Raw genomic sequence first — 17182 nt, 5'->3', positions numbered from 1 at the left:
TAAACTTGCTGGACAACTAAAAATAGCTACCTTATGAAAAGTTGACTTTCATAAGGTAGCTATTTGATTGCTTGGTCATTATCGTCTCAGCGTAAGTCCGCCGTTAATGACGCTTGTATCTAATTGGCATGGTCAACAGTGCCAGCAGTAATGCCCCAAGCACCGTTAAAAAGTGACTTGCTTTTTGATTAGTCTGTGGCAATCGTGTCGCGGTTGTCTGATGCGCTGTTTTAGTCAGCGGCGCAGTTAAATGCGTTGAACGCGCTGGCAATTTAACCGTTTGAGCTGGCGTTGACGCTGACAACGATACAGCCTTATCATCATCAGTTGTCACATCACTAGTCAAGTGAACCATCCCCGCCTGCTTGGCAGCAACAATGGTCGTCACTGGCCGTCCAGTATCCACATCAGTCGCGGCCGTCACCAGTTTTACTGGTCTCGGTTTAGTTGCTGGGGCGGTCGTCGGCACATCATCACTAGGTGTCACATGCGGTTGGTCAGCATGCAATGGATCCGTCCCATTGACCAGCTCAGTTGCACTAGGGACACCATCACCATCTGGATCAACTTGATAATGCACTAAGCTAGGTGCATCCGGATCAGTGACCGTTACCACTGTCGCGGCTCCGTTGCCGTCTGGTAAAACGGCAGTCGTCCCAGTTATCGTTTGCTGGTCCACAATCTGCTTGCCAGCCAATTCAGTCACAGTTTGTTGTTTCGTCGTTGGATCATTTGTATAAATCGTGGTCGTCTTATCAATCCACTGTTTAGTAACTTTGACCACATCACCAGCGGTATCTTTTTCAGTAATCGTCACATCACCAGCCGCATCAACATCGTGACCCCAAATTTTCAGTTGTCCTGGAACCACGTCAACTTCATAATTCGGATTTTCAGCGATCCCATTAATCGCGTAAGTGCCAACTGCTTGGGTCGCTGGTAAAGCAAGCTCAAGTCGTAAGGCAGCTAGTTGATCACCAGGTAACAACGTGCCAGCGGTCAATTGTACTGGCGTCGTTGGCGTCGCCGTCCCGGCAAATTTCGATTGATCAGCCACTTAGACCGTTACTCGGCGCCGGGCCACATTTAAACGGCCCAGTTTAAAACTCGTAAATCGGAAGTTGGGATTGGTCTTTAACATTGCTGCTTTGGCGGTCGGTGTTAAACGAATCGTATAGTCGCCACCCGCTTGTAACATGTTTACTGGCACGACCTGTTCATGTTGATCTACAACTTCAAAATCAGTTTGACTTAACGCAGGTTGCTTAACACCGTTACTGAATTTCTCATTGAATATCGGGGTCTCACCATAAGTCGTCGCCACGTTATTGATCGTCAGACTCGCGGCCGCCGGGGTAATGGTTAATTGACTAGGCAAAATAACCACCACATAATTTTGACTGGCCGCCGTCCCATCTATCGCATAAGTGCCCACGTTTTCGCCTTTGGTTCGGGTCAATGTCAGGCCTAAAGCAGCTGGTTGATCTTGATATTGTAACCCCGTTGGCGTGGCAATCGTTAAAACCGGATCACTCGTCCCATAAGTCTTAGTTTGCGGCATTGTCGTTACCGTAATCGACCGCTTGGTAATCATTAACGAGCCCGAGTTAATCGTCACCACATAATTTAGCGACTGAGCCTGCCCACTAATAGTGTAAGTGCCAGCATTTTCACCGACAGTTCGCGTTAAAGTGACCCCTAGACTGGCTTCGGTATCTGATCCAACTAGCTCAGTTGTAGTCACAAGGCTTAGAACCGGGTCAGTATCACCATAAGTTTTAGTTTGGCTTGCCGCTGTTACTGTAATTGGTCGTGGTGCGATGATGAAGGCCGCTGGGTTAACATTAACCAGATAATTTTTGCTTGCGGCCGTCCCCGTAATCGCATACGTCCCAACACTGTCACCTGCCACCCGCTTGAGTGTGATGGCTAAGTCGGTGGCCGTATCGTTGCCAACCAACATATTTGGTTGAATTGTCACAGTTAAGGCTGGGTCTGCATTACCGTAAATCTTGGCTTGATCATCAGCGGTCACCGTGATTGGTCGTGGCGTAATTTTAAACGTGCCCTTTTCAACCGTCACCGTATAGTTCGACTTATCAGTAGCAGCGCCGCTAATCTCATAGTCACCAACATTCTCGCCGGCAACTCGAGTTAACGTCACCCCTAAAGCGTCCTCGGTATCATTGTTTTTTAAAACTGAACTAGGATCTATCAATTGTAACGCTGGATCGGTATTGCCATAGACTTTGCTTGCAGTGGCAGCAGTTACCGTCACTGGGCGTTTGGTAATGCTTAGTGTCCCATTAAGGATCGTCACCGCATAATTGGTATTATCAGCAGCTGTCCCGGTGATGACATAATCACCCACGTTTTCACCAGCCACCCGGGTTAACGTCACCCCTAGGGCCTGGACATCATCATGATTGACGAGCACAGTCGCTGCATCTTTAAGCGTCAAACTCGGATCAACCTCACCATAAACTTTGGTCAAGTCAGCTGCCGTGATTGTCACTGGCCGTTTGGTAATGTTGAGCTCTCCTGAATTAATGGTAATAGCATAGTTAGGATTAGCATCAGCCGTATCAACGCTAATGGCATAAGTGCCAACACTTTCACCGGCAGTCCGGCTCAAAGTCACCTTTAAGTCGTCATTGTTGACCGCATTGTCCACCGTATAAGTTAACACCGGATCCTTTTCACCATAGACTTTTGTGACTGTATCTGGTGTAACAATAACCGCGCGTTGACCAATGACTAAGTCACCAGGCGTCACTGTGACATCATAGTCTTGACTGTCACTTTGTCCCGTAATCTGGTAAGTCCCAACAGTTTCGCCAGTCACGCGCGTTAACGTCACACCTAGAACGGCTTCATCTGTATCACCATTAACCAATGTGTCCGCCGGAATCGTTACCGTTAAGGCTGGATCGGCATTGCCATAAATCTTTGTCTGTGGTGTCGCCGCGACGGTGACCTGACGTTTGATGATTGTTAAGGTATTGGCTACCACGGTGACCTGATAATTTTTGCTGGCTGATTTTCCTGTAATCGCATAACTGCCGACATGTTCGCCACTAACCCGCGTTAGTGTGACTGCCAAATCAGCGGCCGTATCATGATTGACCAAATCAGCGGTTGGATCATCAATTGTTAAGACTGGATCTTTAGTCCCATAAACTTTCGTTTGGTTGGCAACGTTGACCGTGATGTCACGTTGTTTAACCGTCAACTGACCATTATTAATGGTCACGACATAGTTTGGATCGGTAACTTGGCCCGTAATCGTATACGTGCCAACATCTTCGCCAGCAGTCCGACTAAACGTCAATCCTAAGTCAGCCACGGTCTCGCCAGTTACTAAACCGGTCACCGATGATGTTTTGAATGCGTCATCGGTGTCACCGTATATTTTAGTTTGATCAGCCACAGTTACGGTTACTGCTTTAGGGACAATCTTTAACGTTCCAGGGGTTACCGTCACCGCGTAGTTTTGACTATCGGCAGTCCCGGTAATCGTATAACTGCCAACCGCTTCACCGGCAGTGCGGGTTAAAGTTACCCCTAAAGCTGCTGCCGAATCACCATTTTTCAAGTTAGCCGTTGGATCTTGCAAAGTTAAAACCGGTTCTGTATCGCCGTACGTCTTTTGTAATGAATTAGCAACGACGGTTACCGCGCGTTTGGCAATACTTAGGGTTCCAGCTTCAACTGTCACATCATAATTACCGCTCCCCACATCAGTCGTACCAGTCACCTGATAAGTCCCAACCGCAGAGGCGGCATCCGCATCAGTGGTATAAGTCACAACCCCTAAATCCGCTAACGAATCACCATTAACTAACACATCTTTGGCATCATCAGTTAAGGCAAAGCTTGGGTTAACATCACCATACGTCTTCTGAGTATCAGCTACTTTTACAGTCACTGGTAACTTAGCAATCGTAAAGACACCTGGTGTGACAGTGACGGTATAGTTCTGACTATTGCCAGTCCCCGTAATCGCATATGTCCCTGCAGCTTCACCCGCTGCACGCGTTAACGTCACCCCTAACGCACTTATTTGGTCACCATTAACTAGTCCCTTAGTCGAATCACTTGTTAAATCTAGTATTGGTTCGCCTTTATCGCCGTAAGTTTTCCCATGATTTTGGGCAGTTACGGTGATAGCACGTGGTATTACGGTCATTTTAGCGGTACCAAAAGTTGTAAAGGTATAATTAGTATCCTTCTTTAAAGCAGCCTTTGCCGCTGTGGTGTATTGCACCGTATAGTCACCGTTAACTTGTAATTGATTGGCAGTAACGACTTTCTTAGTCGCATTGTCGATGATTTCAAAGTCAGATGGCATGACACTATCTTCGGTTTCACCGAGATCACCACTAACGGTTGGCGTATTACCATACGTCACCGTTGTCGGCTGAATCGTTGGGGTAACCGACTTCGGCGTAATTGTGAGTACGGTCGCCACAAACAGGCCCACATTGTCATTTCCTGGGACTAAGGTCTTTAAATAAGCCCGTCCCGCGTCTGTTAAACCAACCGTATAATTACCGACAGCTTTTGGCGTCGTGGGCGTATTGGTGGTGTCATTTTGATTAACATATTGGAAGTAACCCGCCTGATTCAAACCAGCTATTTGCGCCGCTGTTAAGTCACCAAAGCCAGTCCCAAACGTAACGACTGGAAATTGAACGGCCGTGCCATAAGTTTGGGTCCACGCTTGCAAAGTTGCCAAGCTATCTTGTGCTTCTTGATTAGTCGTATCCAATTTGGTTAAGTCAGCTTTAAAAGTCACTAGTAAATTTTGAGCCTTTTGCAAAGCTGCATAGCCTGTTTGACCATCATTAAAAATCGTCGTCGCATCAGTTTCATTTTCAGCAGCTTCAAAAGCCGTTTTGGCAACCCCGTTACTATTAGACACATCCGTATAAATCTTCGTAATCGCATCCAATGACGTTTGAGCGGCCGCTTTTTGTGCCGCGGTCAGGCCCCCTAAGCCAATAAATTGATCAAACATTGTTTGCGCACTAGCCTTATAATTATCAGCTTCGGTCTGGTTATTAACCGCTTGTTGCGCCCAATATTGTAAGGTTGCCGTTGTCGGCACTAAAATACTGTTCGTCGTTTGTGGTTGCGCTGCATCAGTGCTATCAGTTGCCCCGGCATTACCAACTGGGGACCAATAGTAATCAGTATTGTCAATCGCCGTTTTTCCACCACTGGCAACCGGTTGACCACTAGCGGTAACTAATGATTGTTTATTTAAATTATCCGCGATTGCTTGCCCGGTTCCCACCGTATTTGTCGTGACGACAGTTTGACCATCAACCGTCGTCCCGGTACTGGTATAGTAATGGGCAATTGCATCCGACGTCGTATCAGTAACCGTCGTGCCATCTTGGTTAGCTGCCGTTTGGTCAATTAGCAAATTGTCATAAGCAATTTTGGCCCCGTCAACTGGCGCCGCTAACGTGACTTTAGTTGGTGTATAGCCTGGAATCTGAATCAAGGTCGGTTCGCCTGCCACCGTCACAACAGTCACCGGTTGTAAACCCGCGATTGGTTGTTGGGTTTGTGAGTCAACTGGCGTAACTTGCGCAGTAAACGCCAAGCGAACTGGTACCGTCATTTGTTGACTATCACCATCCGTAACGGTATAGGTGTAATAAGCCGCATCCGCAATTGCCTTATTTTGGTCACCGCCAATGTAATGTACGGTCCCATTATTGTTAGCAATAACTTGGGCCCCATCGACCACGTAAACATTACCGGCAGAATCAGTTGGTAATACCGAAACCAGGTTAGGATCAACTTCACCTAAGGCAACCGCACGATCCGCGGCAGCTTGCGTTGAGAAAACTGAAATCGTATCCCCAATGTTGGCAACGGCCGTGGCGTTAGTTTGATCTAGCAAAGCACCACTATCCGCAGCATCGACCAGATTAATAGTCAATGGAATCGTCTTTGGCGTGTAACTGAATTTATCGATACGAGCAGAATAATCGTTCCAACTGCCACCAGTAGAAGCCGCTACCGAAATAGAATACCCAGTGCTGACATCAGTAATCTTCCGACTCAACGTGATTGATCCTAAGACTACCGTCAACGTTTGCGTACTAGCATCATAATCCATCGTAAAATCATTCAATGGATTAACGCTACGATTATTTAAACCTGCCTGACTGGCAGCTTTCCAATCGGTACTAGCAGCTGACTGTAAGTTTCCGGACGCATTTGTCGTCCGCCAGCCAATATATGGCGATCTCGAAGGATCATTATAATTTGAATTGTAATATTCATCATAAACAAAGCCAAATGCATTGGCTAAACCACCAATGCCTAATAGGCCCCCAGAACCACCTTCCGTGGCTTTAGCAGGATCACCAGGCGCAAAGATAAAGCCGACACTATCAGCACCACCAGACGTTTTACTCCCAATACCTAGCGCCCCAGACATCGAGAAGTTATGACTAAAGTCGATTTCATGTTCAAAAGAGACATGTGCAGCTTGATGGCCAGTAACGGTCGTTGAACTAGTCGCTGAGGTGTAATATTGATGCGGATCATTGCTAGTTAACGCAATCGTCCCATCCGCACCAATCGTTTGTTTCACCGTATTATCAGTTGGATCATCATCTTGATCACTGTTGCCCCGATTTTCCACTGTCGCCGTAAAATGGTCTGCAATCTGATCGGCCGTTAAATTCACTTGGGTCGTATCGGCCCCGACATCAACTGACTGACCTTGCGCCAAAACCGGATACTTGGCCGTGGTACTATCACTAGTGGTGGCGTCCGTGGTCACACTTTCAGTTTCCGGTACCACCGCCCGTGATTGAACTTTACTAGTCGTTGACGCAGTAGGCGCAGCTGCGACATTAGCAGCACCCGTCGTCGAGTTAGCGACACTACTATTAGCGGTACTACTTGTTGCTGATGGCGTGGCGGTGTTTGAACCGACTGTACTGGCCGGTGTGCTTGACGTTGGCGTACTAGATTTTGGTGTATTAGCAGCTGCTGAAGACGCTGGTGTGGTAGTCGTTGGTGCCGCAGACTTTGCTGTACTCGTAGTCGCTGAAGCGGTTGACGCGGGTACAGCTGTTTTAGTGCTGGTCGATGTTGCCGTGGCTGTTACTGCAGCTGAACTAGTTGCTGCTTCCCCAGTCAATTCGCTGACGGTACCCACCATGGCTAACGTTGAAAATGTCAGTAATAAACTACCCCAAATCCGTGTTTTGACTTTCCAACCAGTATGTCCTTTGTATAAAATGAAGTTCTTTTTAATCCCTTGATTGAACACCTTTTGTTTCAAATTTTAGATCCCCTTTTTGTTGCTGCCAATCCCATTCTCTGAATGCTCATCTAAATCAACAATTACTGCTACCACGCTAATCGTCCCCACGAATGCCATTTAGACTTATTCTGAGCTATTTATGTAAAACTTATTTGCATACCTTGCAATCAACTTGAATAACTATTAGTATTTACTGACCAAAAATCACTATTTCAGCACATAAATAACTTTTTAATGATTATTACATCTATTTTTATTAATGATTGAATAAACCAAACTATTAAAAATCACTTAATTGCTTTCTAAAATCGACACCAATTCATTCAACCGCTGCATCGAAAACACCTTTAATTATCTAACGTTCAAAGCAATTAACTCACTCACAATTTGTAAAACCACTTAGCACCCAATTATAAAAACAGTAACTCACCTCAACTTCAATTGAGTAACCAACCTTCCCTATAATTTCGCTTACATAACAATTTAATTATAGAAGCAGCAATTAGTTTATTCAAGTGGACTATTCCAATCAACCTAATCTTTTTATAAAAAAAAGGAAACAACTGGTTGTTGATTCCTCAAGTCGACAGCTATTTCAACTTATTGGTCGGCCACTCGTTTCCGATCGCCAGCATACGTCATCAGTCCTAATAACAAGATACTTGCAACTTGTAACCAGAATCCTTGACGTTCTTTAACTTGTCTCAAATTAGTCGTTGGTAAACGCCCATCAGCTACTGATACAGTTGTTAGTTGCGATGTCGCTGCCATTTTTGATACCATCAGTCGCATCCCTGCTGTATCAGCTATCGGTATTCGTACGCCATCACTAATATCATCAACTGGGGCCTTATAAATAGCGCTTTCATTTTCATGATACTTATTATCACGCACTTTGCCCATTCTAGTGACATTAACTTCAGTGATCGTTTCATTGGCTAAAACCGTACCTGTACTCCCCAGAACAACGATTGTCGCAGTTAGGCTTATAATTATCCACTTTTTACCGTTTTTATACTGATTATCGTTATCCTTATTTTTCATTAGCATCATCAGAATCCCCCTATTTCACTTATGAATATCAATCAACTACTATAGTATACATTAGGATTTTTCAATAATTCAACTCGCACTCAACTTATCACAAAAATCGTCAACCCAGCATCCTCAATCTAATCAAGTTGCGGCTAATTAAAAAAAATTAACTTTTTTTAAGTGATAATTCTTTAAAACAAATCCTAACAATTATTTAATACACCGGTTTTTGAACAAATCCTAGTATTATCAGAATTCTGATTTTACGATTTTCCATCCTAAACAGTATGCTAAGGCCATCAAATTTAGGAGGTCTCCATCATGACTACAACAGTCCAACCCTTATTTACTAATACCATCACCATCGACACCACCCCAGAGATCGTGCAAGCCCAACTTGCCCGCGTCGAACAATTGCCGCAATGGAATCCAGACATTAGTGAAATCACGCCAAACGATGATCAAAGTTGGACGCTCATCCGTACTAAAGAAGCCCTGAATCATCAAGAAACTTTCACCTTAGCTAAAACAGCCGACAGTGTTACCTATACGAGTACTGGCGGACGTTTGGCTTATCAGTTGGTCTTTACACTAGAGCCAACTGGTACCGGCACTACAGTCCATGAAGCCTTGTATCCAAAGACTGATTTACTCGGTTTAACTTTAGTAGCCCCAATCGCAAAAGTGGCATTTTATCATAATTTAGAATTAATGCGCGATTTGCTTTTAAACTGAGCCTAACTAAAAATGCCGTCCTAGTTGTGTATGCAACCGGGACGGCATTTCAAAATCTAGTTATCAACTGCTGCAAGTAAGGCCTTTAAATCAGCTTGTTCATTCAAGGTCATCACTAATTGACGACTTGGTTTCACATAAGTCATTGCTTTAAACACTTTGACTGGCTTTGTATCAATCATCATCTCAAGTTCATTTAACTTGGTAAAAACATTGATTTTGGGATTCGCATCAAACATCCCCGCAAAATCTGGCAGTAAATCGCCTAATGGAAATTGTGTCGTGTAATTACCACTATTGAAATAAGTATGTAGACAATACATCAAAATCGCCCGTTCATACATCGATAACGCCGCCAACTGCTTTTCAAACGCTGCATCCATTTTTTAATTACCATCCTAATTTTTTGCTATTGCAACTATCATAACACAGACCCAAAGTCACTGGCGACGCAAAAACGACACTGCTAAGTGTCGCTTAACAGTGTCGTTTTAACCCATAACGACTTAATGCCAATCATAATCAGTTGGATCTTGGAGCCCCCGACCAGTTGCTTGATCTAACATCAACCGTTGCTCAAAGTGGGCAACATTGCGTTTGGTTGCTTTGACCATATCTGGGTTAACTGAAACATAATCAATGCCACTTTGAATCAAGAAATTGGTAAATTCTGGATATTCTGATGGCGCTTGCCCGCAAATCGAAACGGTCTTGCCATCTTTATGTGCGGCTTTGATCAGGTGCCGAATCGCTCGTTTAACCGCTAAGTCACGTTCATCAAAAAGACTAGCAACTTGATCATTATTGCGATCACAACCTAAAATCAACATCGCCAAATCGTTTGAACCGATCGAATACCCATCAACAAACTGATTGAATTGATCCGCCAAAATAATATTGGATGGAATTTCAGCCATCATGTAAACTTTGAAGTCCGCATTCCGAACTAGTCCTTCCTCACGCATAATCGTGGTAACTTTTTGAGCTTCAGCCACGGTCCGGACAAACGGAATCATGACATTCAAGTTCTTCAAGCCAAATTCATTGCGAACTTTCTTTACCGCGGCTAATTCCAACTTAAACGCATTGATATACTTTGGGTCATAATAACGAGAAGCCCCACGCCAGCCTAACAAGTCGGCTGATTCATGTGGTTCATATTTTTCGCCGCCTTTAAGCTTGCGATATTCACTCGACTTAAAGTCAGATAGCCGTAAAACTACCGGCCGTGGTGCCATCGCCCGCGCAACTTTAGCGATGCCATCCGCCAACATATCAACAACTTTTTCAGGATGCCCCGTTTCAATTAAATACAGTGGGTGTTCATGAATATACGTCGTCCAAAGGAACTCTTCACGCATGAGACCAATCCCATCGGCCGGCAAGGTCGCATACTTTTCGGCCAACTCAGGATCACCTAAGTTCATCATGACTCCAGTCGCCGTTGGCGCAAAACTTTCAGCGGCAACAACTTGGCCGGTAGCTTGAGTTGACGTCGTGGCTGGTTTAAGCAGACTAGCTACTTTGCCTTGATAAACGACCCCATTTTTAGCATCGACGGTGACCACGTCACCGGTCTTCAAAACATCGGTCGCAGCCACGTGCCGACTTTCAGTCCCAACGATACATGGAATCTGCATTTCCCGCGAGACGATGGCCGCATGACAAGTCATCCCACCATTGTTCGTCACAATGGCCGCGGCTTTCTTCATGGCCGGGACCCAATCAGGGGACGTCATCAAAGTAACCAGAATTTCACCTTGCTTAAATTGATCAATATCTTTCGGATCATCAATCACATGGACGACGCCGCTTGCTAAACCGGGACTAGCTGGCAAGCCACGCACAACCACTTTCACATCGCTTGCCGCCACGACATCAGTATCATCATGTGACTCAGCTTTAGCCTTATTACGTTGTGACCAAACCGTTTCCGGCCGTGCTTGCACGATCCACAACCGATTCGTATTGGTGTCGAGCGCATATTCCATATCCATGTAACAGCCATAATGCTTTTCAATCGCTTGCGCATACCCGGCCAGTTCAATCACTTGGCTGTCGGTCAGTACTTGCTTATCTTGTAACTCCGGCGGCACCGGTTGTTCTTTTGTCCCACCGTTAGGGACCCGCATGAGTTCAACGGGTTGTTTCACCACATTGCGCTCCACAATCTTCATCGTCGCTTTATCGATGACAAAGTGATTAGGTGTTACTTTGCCCAACACAATGTATTCACCTAATCCCCGAATACCATCGATCACGATTTTAGAATCATCACCATTGGCAACGTTAACCGAGAACATGATCCCGGAAGCCTTTGAAAAGACCATCATTTGAACAGCCGCGGATAAGGCGACTTTCTCGTATGGGAATTGTTGCTTATGCCGGTAATATGTCGCCCGGTCCGTGAACAATGATGAATAACATTGCTGAACCCGGTTGACGACATCTGCGGCGCCTTTAATGTTGAGATAAGATTCTTGTTGCCCCGCAAATGACGCATTTGGTAAATCTTCGGCGGTCGCTGACGACCGAATCGCCACAAACGGATCAGCCTGCCCAACTTTATCAGCCAAGGCAACATAAGCCTTTTGAATATCATTAGCCAAATCGGTTGGCATCGTGGCCCCCACGATCAAGTTTCGAATATGCGCACAAGTCGTGTGCAGTTCATCTGAATCTTCGTAGTCTTTAATGCCTTGCAATAAAGTGGTCACTTGTTCATTCAATCCCGTTGCTTGCATAAAATATCGATACGCATAGGCGGTCGTGGCAAAACCGTATGGCACTGGAACGTCCATTGAAGACGTCATCTCACCTAACGACGATGACTTGCCACCGACCAAATTAACATCTTGCCGTTTAATTTCGTTAAACCATAAAACATTTGCTGTATCGCGACTACTCATGATATTGCCCCCTTGAAACTTAACCTCTAAAATCAGTCAAATAAGTCCAAAAGTATCAAAATGTTTCCTGTTTTCAGCCCCATTGTAGTTCAACTATGCACAAAGTGTAAGGGCTTTCGATAACTTTTTTCTTAAACATTCAAAATTGGTATTATATAAGCTTATTGTTTAACAAAATGGCCATAATTCATCGACCTACAAAGCGACTTTCAAGATAGGTCATTCGCGACAATAATGATACTATGTGATATTTTTAATTTAGTTTACCAACAAATACGCAATCATCTCAATCATCTTATAATGCGCTTTCATTAGTCGCGCTGCCATGCTATCATATGGTCAATTGAGCTCGTCAACAATTAGCAAATCCAGTTGCTTGTATTCAGTTAAATATGACCTAATTGCTTAAAATATAACCAAGGTAGTGACCGCTGATGAGAAATCACAATCCGCCCTTTTACGATAACTAATCACTATACTGTCAATGTTTTTTAAGGGGGGCTTAACAATGGCAACAACTTTACCAAAGGCCGTAAAAGTTTCGATGGGGGCCAATTTACTACAAATTGAATTCGACAATGGTCAAACCAGATACATGCGTACCCATTATATGGATCATTATGTTTCTGGCTGGTCACCTAGCAAAGGTAAGGGGAAACGGCTGAACTTATTGATCACGCCGGCCTGGGAATGGTTAGGTTCAAATGCCCGGATTGAATCAGATGGTACCGTTGTGTTGTTTGAAAAGGACACGTACACACCGGCAGAACTTTGGGAAAATAGTAAAGAACGTATTGATCTTGTATCAGGCGTCAATTAATTACATCTAGTAGTCACTACAGTTGTCTAATATCAAAAAACACCAAGTCTGAGTGACTTGGTGTTTTTGATATATTACTTTACTTCGTTACGGCATGATTTTCATCCAACATGTATTGGAATTCAATCGTCCCTGTTAATAAATCAGCTTTAAACAAGCCTTGCGTCCCGTTATTTTCATCCGACATCACGACAAAGTATGTGGCGCCTTCATCAACAACGTGTTGAAAACTAACGTATTCGCCCTTAAATCCATTCTTACGGAACAAACCAATGATCCGGATCATTTCGCGTTGTGTGACTTCGTTTGCTGCTGCTTCACTCATGTATTCAAATACCCCTATCAATTCTCTTAGATGTTCTCTTTAATCAACTAACTTATACCAAGACTACGGGGGCCGCTTTGCCGCACGCATAATCTTCTAACACTTTACAGGCTGTTGTCCAATTAGTGCCCACTATCTGACTTCAACTCAGCTAACTTTTCTTCAATCAAGTCATTAGCGATACCAAACGCCTTCAAACGTCGTTTGGCCAAAGTTAATTGGGACTTATATCGTGATGGCTCTGCCTTAGCTTCAAAGGTCTTCACGACTTCACGAATCTTATGCAAGGTTGACTCAATTTGCCGTTTGGCTTCTAATAACTCAGCTTCATCATACATGAAAAGTCCCTCCTAATTTTCAGAAAGTTAACGAACTAAATTGAAAGCGTCGGTGGCATTTAGCAGCCACTAGCGGCCGTTTATTGTCATAACCATCCTAAATTATCGTAACTTAGCCGGTTTTAGCGCCATAAAAAAGCGCCCCCCACTTAAGCGGGCGCTTCTTCTAAAAAATCAGTAAATAATCAGCTGATTATTTGCCTAACTTTTCTTTGCCTAAGACGTTTAATTTTTCATCAAAGTCATAAACAACTGGTTCACCAGTAGCCATTTCAAGATCCATGATGTCATCATCAGAGATTTGTTCGATGTACTTCGAAAGGGCACGTAATGAGTTACCATGGGCTGCGATGATGACGTTCTTGCCGTCTAATAACTTAGGCGCAATTTCGTCTTCCCAGAAAGGCATAACGCGTTCCAAGGTAACCTTCAAGTTTTCGCCACCAGGGACGATGTTAGGGTCTAAATCAGCGTAACGACGATCGTTAACAGCTGAACCTTCATCATCGGCACTCAATAATGGAGGCAATACGTCATATGAACGACGCCAGATATGAACTTGGTCGTCACCATACTTTTCAGCGGTTTCCTTCTTGTTTAAGCCTTGTAAGGCACCGTAATGACGTTCGTTTAAACGCCATGATTTGGTTTCAGGAATCCAAAGTTGGTCAGATTCTTCAAGCACATAGTGCAATGTCTTGATGGCACGAGTCAAAACTGAAGTGAAGGCATAGTCGAATTGTAAGCCAGCTTCTTTAACTTTCTTACCAGCAGCCTTAGCTTCTTCAACACCCTTTTCACTTAAATCAACGTCAACCCAACCAGTAAATTGGTTAGATAAGTTCCATTCACTTTGACCGTGACGGATCAATACTAATTTTGCCATAGCAGTTAATGACCTCTTTCTAAAATTATTTACTCCACTTATTTTACACTGAAACCATGAAAAATCAAAATATTATCAGGGTTTATTTTCGGAATCATGATGGGAAGTTAAACTTTTTTTCAAATGCAATTTTGGTTTTAAGCCGTGAACCGGTTTCACACCGATAATATCCAAAATAAAGTTAAAAATCGGGACCCCAACGATCAGTCCCCAGACCCCAAATAGCCGTTCACTCACCAGCAACACGACAAACGTATAAAAGACTGGAATTTCAGTCCGGCTCGCCATGAACTTGGGATTTAAAACATACGCTTCCAAGGTATGCACAATGATAATCATCACAACCATATAAAGCACATACTTCAAGCCACCAACCGAATAGGCAATCAAGCTCAATGGAATCAGTGAGATAATGACCCCCGCGACTGGGATTAAACTCAGCAAGAAGATCATCAAGCCTAAACTAATCAACTGTGGCATGTGCAAGCATGCCATAAAAACTAACGTAATCGCGGTATTAACTAACGCAATTAAAAACTGCGCTTCCAGCACAACGCCAAAACTATTAACGAATTTCTTGGCAAAAAAGTAAACATCTTGGAAGAACCAACCAAAAGTACTCGTCAAAAAGCGCTTAGAAAATCCTTGCATCTGCCGATCTTCCACAGTGAAGAAGAAACTTAAAACGAGTGACAAGAAAAACGTCACCCCCATATTACCAATATTGGTAATATACTTAAAAATCACCGACACGCCAGTTTTAACTTGTTTCAGAATATCGGATTCTTGGAAATACGACGTGACCCAGCGCAAGACTTCATTCGTATCATTGCTAGGATTCTGATAAAACTCATAGACCGATTGAAAGGTCAAAAACGTCTGCTTGATGAGTTGTGGTAAATATGTTGTCACGGCAAAATACAACCCCAACACCACTAACGCATACACTACAATCACAATCAGACTACTCGGTACCGGCACTCGTTTTTGGACCCACCGCACCAAGCGTGTCACTAAAAATGTAAAGATAAACGTCAACAAAATGATGCTCATCATACTGGACGCAAAATACAATATCACGACGATCAACGCCAAGACGCCCGCTCGACGTAACCGCACATTATGGACAAACTGTGACCACCAATCCAAACCATCCACGCTCCCTTTTAGCCGTTCTCTTTTATTGTAACGGAAAACGTTTTAAAAGCCCATGCACCTGTGGTCAAAAAAATAAGATTGGCAAATTCCAACCTTATTTTCAATGCAATCAACTATTTAATTGTCCATTATGAAAAATGCATCTTCAGACTTTCTAATCCCAGTGCTTGATGGATAATCTCAGACGCCCCACCTAATAAGGCTGCCGACTGCACATTCTTCGTCGCAATAATCGGGACTTGCCGACTCGGTGAAGACATCTTCGCCGTCATATTGCGAATATCCGTTAAAAGTTGTGGCAAAATTTCTAAAACGCTAGTATTTAGTACCACCACATCCGGTGCAAACGCCGTTGAAACATTCGCAATTACCTTGGATAGATAATAAACAAAGTCATCAAAAGCTGCGGTCACAGCTGGATCATGGTTAATATAGTCATGTTTAACGCTAGTTAAGTCTAGCCGATCGACATGTTTAATGGCCTTTAACTTGGCCCACAGTGTCTTTTCAGAGGCATAGGCATTCGCGGTTTCCATATGATTCTCAATCTTGCGATCTTCTAACAGCGCTGCACCAACTTCACCAGCTTCGCCTTCATGCCCAGAGTATAGCCGGGAGTCAGCGACGATTCCAGCATGAATCTCATCACGGACCACGACTGAAACCACGTTGTTAAAAATTTCATTGTCGTGAAAGTCCCGTTCAAACACGGCCGTCAAATTAGACTTCTTTTCCAGCATAACTGGGATGCGCAGTTTATCACGTAAATACTTTGCCAAATCAAAGTGTGCTAAACATTTAATTGGCGTCTTTAAAATTTTGTTTTCATAGATGATGCCGTCCAAGGCAATTGCGACCCCCATCAAGCCATGCACGGTCCCATAGTCATCAACGTTACGTAATTGATCTTCAATCAAATCAATCACATCCGTTAACGTCATATCGGTCGTTTTAAAGCTTTGGAAGTGCAAAATTTTGCCATTGAGTCGTGAATACATTAGTTTAACGGCGTCAGTCGATAAATCGATACTGGCAACAAACCCATAATTTACGTTTAATTCTGCCATGACAGGTTTGCGACCACCATTTTTCGTGCTGACCCCACACCCAATTTCCTTGATGAATTGAGCCCGTAACAATTGATTATAAATATCCGACACAGTAACTTTGTTCAAGCTTAAGTTACGAGAAATTTGACTACGACTAATCGGACCTTCATTAATAACTTGCTGCAGTACTTGTTTTTCGTTCGTACTACGCATCACATGTTTGTTAATAATCATACTCAATTTCGGTGCGCGCTAAGCTGATTAACTACCTTAAATTGCCATTAGGCTTGTTAGCGGTTACAAGTCCTGCTGGCGCTGCCATGCAGCCAATCAGACTTACGTTCACCTTAACCCCCTAGTCTGTTAATATTCTAAAGCATCCAACTGAAATAGTACACAAAATAGTCATATTTATACCTGTTTTGACATCAACTTTGTAAAAAAATGCCCTCATCATTGATACAAATTTGACTGCCCCCATTTTGTTCCGCTACGTGTTAAGAACCAAATTATTCGTTCTTACTCATATATTTATAACAGCTTTTATAAAAAAAGGCTCTATGATATTTGGTGTTGATGGATAAAATCCATCGACGCCTTTTTTGTAAAACAAACTAAAAAGGGCATACT

12 protein-coding genes are annotated in these 17182 nt (G+C 43.7%); 2 read left to right on the top strand and 10 right to left on the bottom strand.

From position 1 onward, the window contains the following. Positions 1-103 precede the first annotated feature (103 nt). The 3 genes from FFM75_RS12215 to FFM75_RS12205 all read right to left on the bottom strand — a co-directional run bounded on the left by FFM75_RS12215 (position 104) and on the right by FFM75_RS12205 (position 8350). Positions 104-1057 (bottom strand): MBG domain-containing protein, encoded by a 954-nt coding sequence (locus FFM75_RS12215; protein ID WP_137629445.1) that lies wholly within the window; start codon positions 1055-1057, stop codon positions 104-106. After that, on the bottom strand, positions 1058-7315 hold the full coding sequence (locus tag FFM75_RS12210; protein WP_137629444.1) for an MBG domain-containing protein: 6258 nt from the start codon (positions 7313-7315) through the stop codon (positions 1058-1060). Between the two features lie 582 nt (positions 7316-7897). Next, positions 7898-8350 (bottom strand): hypothetical protein, encoded by a 453-nt coding sequence (locus tag FFM75_RS12205; protein WP_137629443.1) that lies wholly within the window; start codon positions 8348-8350, stop codon positions 7898-7900. A gap of 303 nt (positions 8351-8653) precedes the next feature. Here FFM75_RS12205 and FFM75_RS12200 point away from each other — a divergent pair, with 303 nt between their 5' ends. Continuing rightward, complete coding sequence (locus tag FFM75_RS12200; RefSeq protein WP_137629442.1) at positions 8654-9067, top strand: SRPBCC family protein; 414 nt, start codon at positions 8654-8656, stop codon at positions 9065-9067. Between the two features lie 56 nt (positions 9068-9123). On the opposite strand, the gene FFM75_RS12195 is transcribed toward FFM75_RS12200, so the two are convergent. Beyond that, positions 9124-9450, bottom strand: coding sequence for a hypothetical protein (locus FFM75_RS12195; protein WP_137629441.1), 327 nt, complete (start codon positions 9448-9450; stop codon positions 9124-9126). Positions 9451-9573: 123 nt separating this feature from the next. Then, positions 9574-11976, bottom strand: coding sequence for a phosphoenolpyruvate synthase (gene ppsA / locus FFM75_RS12190; RefSeq protein ID WP_137629440.1), 2403 nt, complete (start codon positions 11974-11976; stop codon positions 9574-9576). A 508-nt stretch (positions 11977-12484) separates the two neighbouring features. Between ppsA and FFM75_RS12185 the strand changes: the two genes are divergently transcribed. Next, on the top strand, positions 12485-12796 hold the full coding sequence (locus tag FFM75_RS12185) for a hypothetical protein (RefSeq protein ID WP_137629439.1): 312 nt from the start codon (positions 12485-12487) through the stop codon (positions 12794-12796). A 79-nt stretch (positions 12797-12875) separates the two neighbouring features. Here the strand turns inward: FFM75_RS12185 and FFM75_RS12180 are convergent, their stop codons facing one another. The 5 genes from FFM75_RS12180 to FFM75_RS12160 all read right to left on the bottom strand — a co-directional run bounded on the left by FFM75_RS12180 (position 12876) and on the right by FFM75_RS12160 (position 16786). Beyond that, positions 12876-13121: a hypothetical protein gene (locus FFM75_RS12180; protein ID WP_137629438.1), complete on the bottom strand. Its 246-nt coding sequence runs from the start codon at positions 13119-13121 to the stop codon at positions 12876-12878. A 122-nt stretch (positions 13122-13243) separates the two neighbouring features. Beyond that, entirely contained in the window at positions 13244-13459 is a 216-nt protein-coding gene (locus FFM75_RS12175; RefSeq protein WP_137629437.1) for a hypothetical protein, read from the bottom strand. 193 nt (positions 13460-13652) lie between these two features. Beyond that, complete coding sequence (locus FFM75_RS12170; protein ID WP_137629436.1) at positions 13653-14345, bottom strand: 2,3-diphosphoglycerate-dependent phosphoglycerate mutase; 693 nt, start codon at positions 14343-14345, stop codon at positions 13653-13655. Positions 14346-14420: 75 nt separating this feature from the next. After that, a complete protein-coding gene (locus FFM75_RS12165; protein WP_171001503.1) occupies positions 14421-15494 on the bottom strand; it encodes an AI-2E family transporter in 1074 nt (357 codons plus the stop codon). A gap of 137 nt (positions 15495-15631) precedes the next feature. Beyond that, entirely contained in the window at positions 15632-16786 is a 1155-nt protein-coding gene (locus FFM75_RS12160; protein WP_137629464.1) for an ROK family protein, read from the bottom strand. Positions 16787-17182: the final 396 nt, after the last annotated feature.

It is taken from the genome of Lactiplantibacillus daowaiensis (genome assembly GCF_005405085.1).
Lineage (GTDB): Bacteria > Bacillota > Bacilli > Lactobacillales > Lactobacillaceae > Lactiplantibacillus > Lactiplantibacillus daowaiensis.
The sequence above is the reverse complement of the archived record's forward strand: the minus strand, read 5'-3'. Positions and strand labels throughout refer to the sequence as shown.

Excerpts from the sequence above, each read along its gene's own strand:
- FFM75_RS12205 (WP_137629443.1), bottom strand. The coding sequence starts at position 8,350 with ATGATGCTAATGAAAAATAAGGATAACGATAATCAGTATAAAAACGGT.
- FFM75_RS12200 (WP_137629442.1), top strand. The coding sequence starts at position 8,654 with ATGACTACAACAGTCCAACCCTTATTTACTAATACCATCACCATCGAC.
- FFM75_RS12195 (WP_137629441.1), bottom strand. The coding sequence starts at position 9,450 with ATGGATGCAGCGTTTGAAAAGCAGTTGGCGGCGTTATCGATGTATGAA.
- ppsA (WP_137629440.1), bottom strand. The coding sequence starts at position 11,976 with ATGAGTAGTCGCGATACAGCAAATGTTTTATGGTTTAACGAAATTAAA.
- FFM75_RS12185 (WP_137629439.1), top strand. The coding sequence starts at position 12,485 with ATGGCAACAACTTTACCAAAGGCCGTAAAAGTTTCGATGGGGGCCAAT.
- FFM75_RS12180 (WP_137629438.1), bottom strand. The coding sequence starts at position 13,121 with ATGAGTGAAGCAGCAGCAAACGAAGTCACACAACGCGAAATGATCCGG.
- FFM75_RS12175 (WP_137629437.1), bottom strand. The coding sequence starts at position 13,459 with ATGTATGATGAAGCTGAGTTATTAGAAGCCAAACGGCAAATTGAGTCA.
- FFM75_RS12170 (WP_137629436.1), bottom strand. The coding sequence starts at position 14,345 with ATGGCAAAATTAGTATTGATCCGTCACGGTCAAAGTGAATGGAACTTA.
- FFM75_RS12160 (WP_137629464.1), bottom strand. The coding sequence starts at position 16,786 with ATGATTATTAACAAACATGTGATGCGTAGTACGAACGAAAAACAAGTA.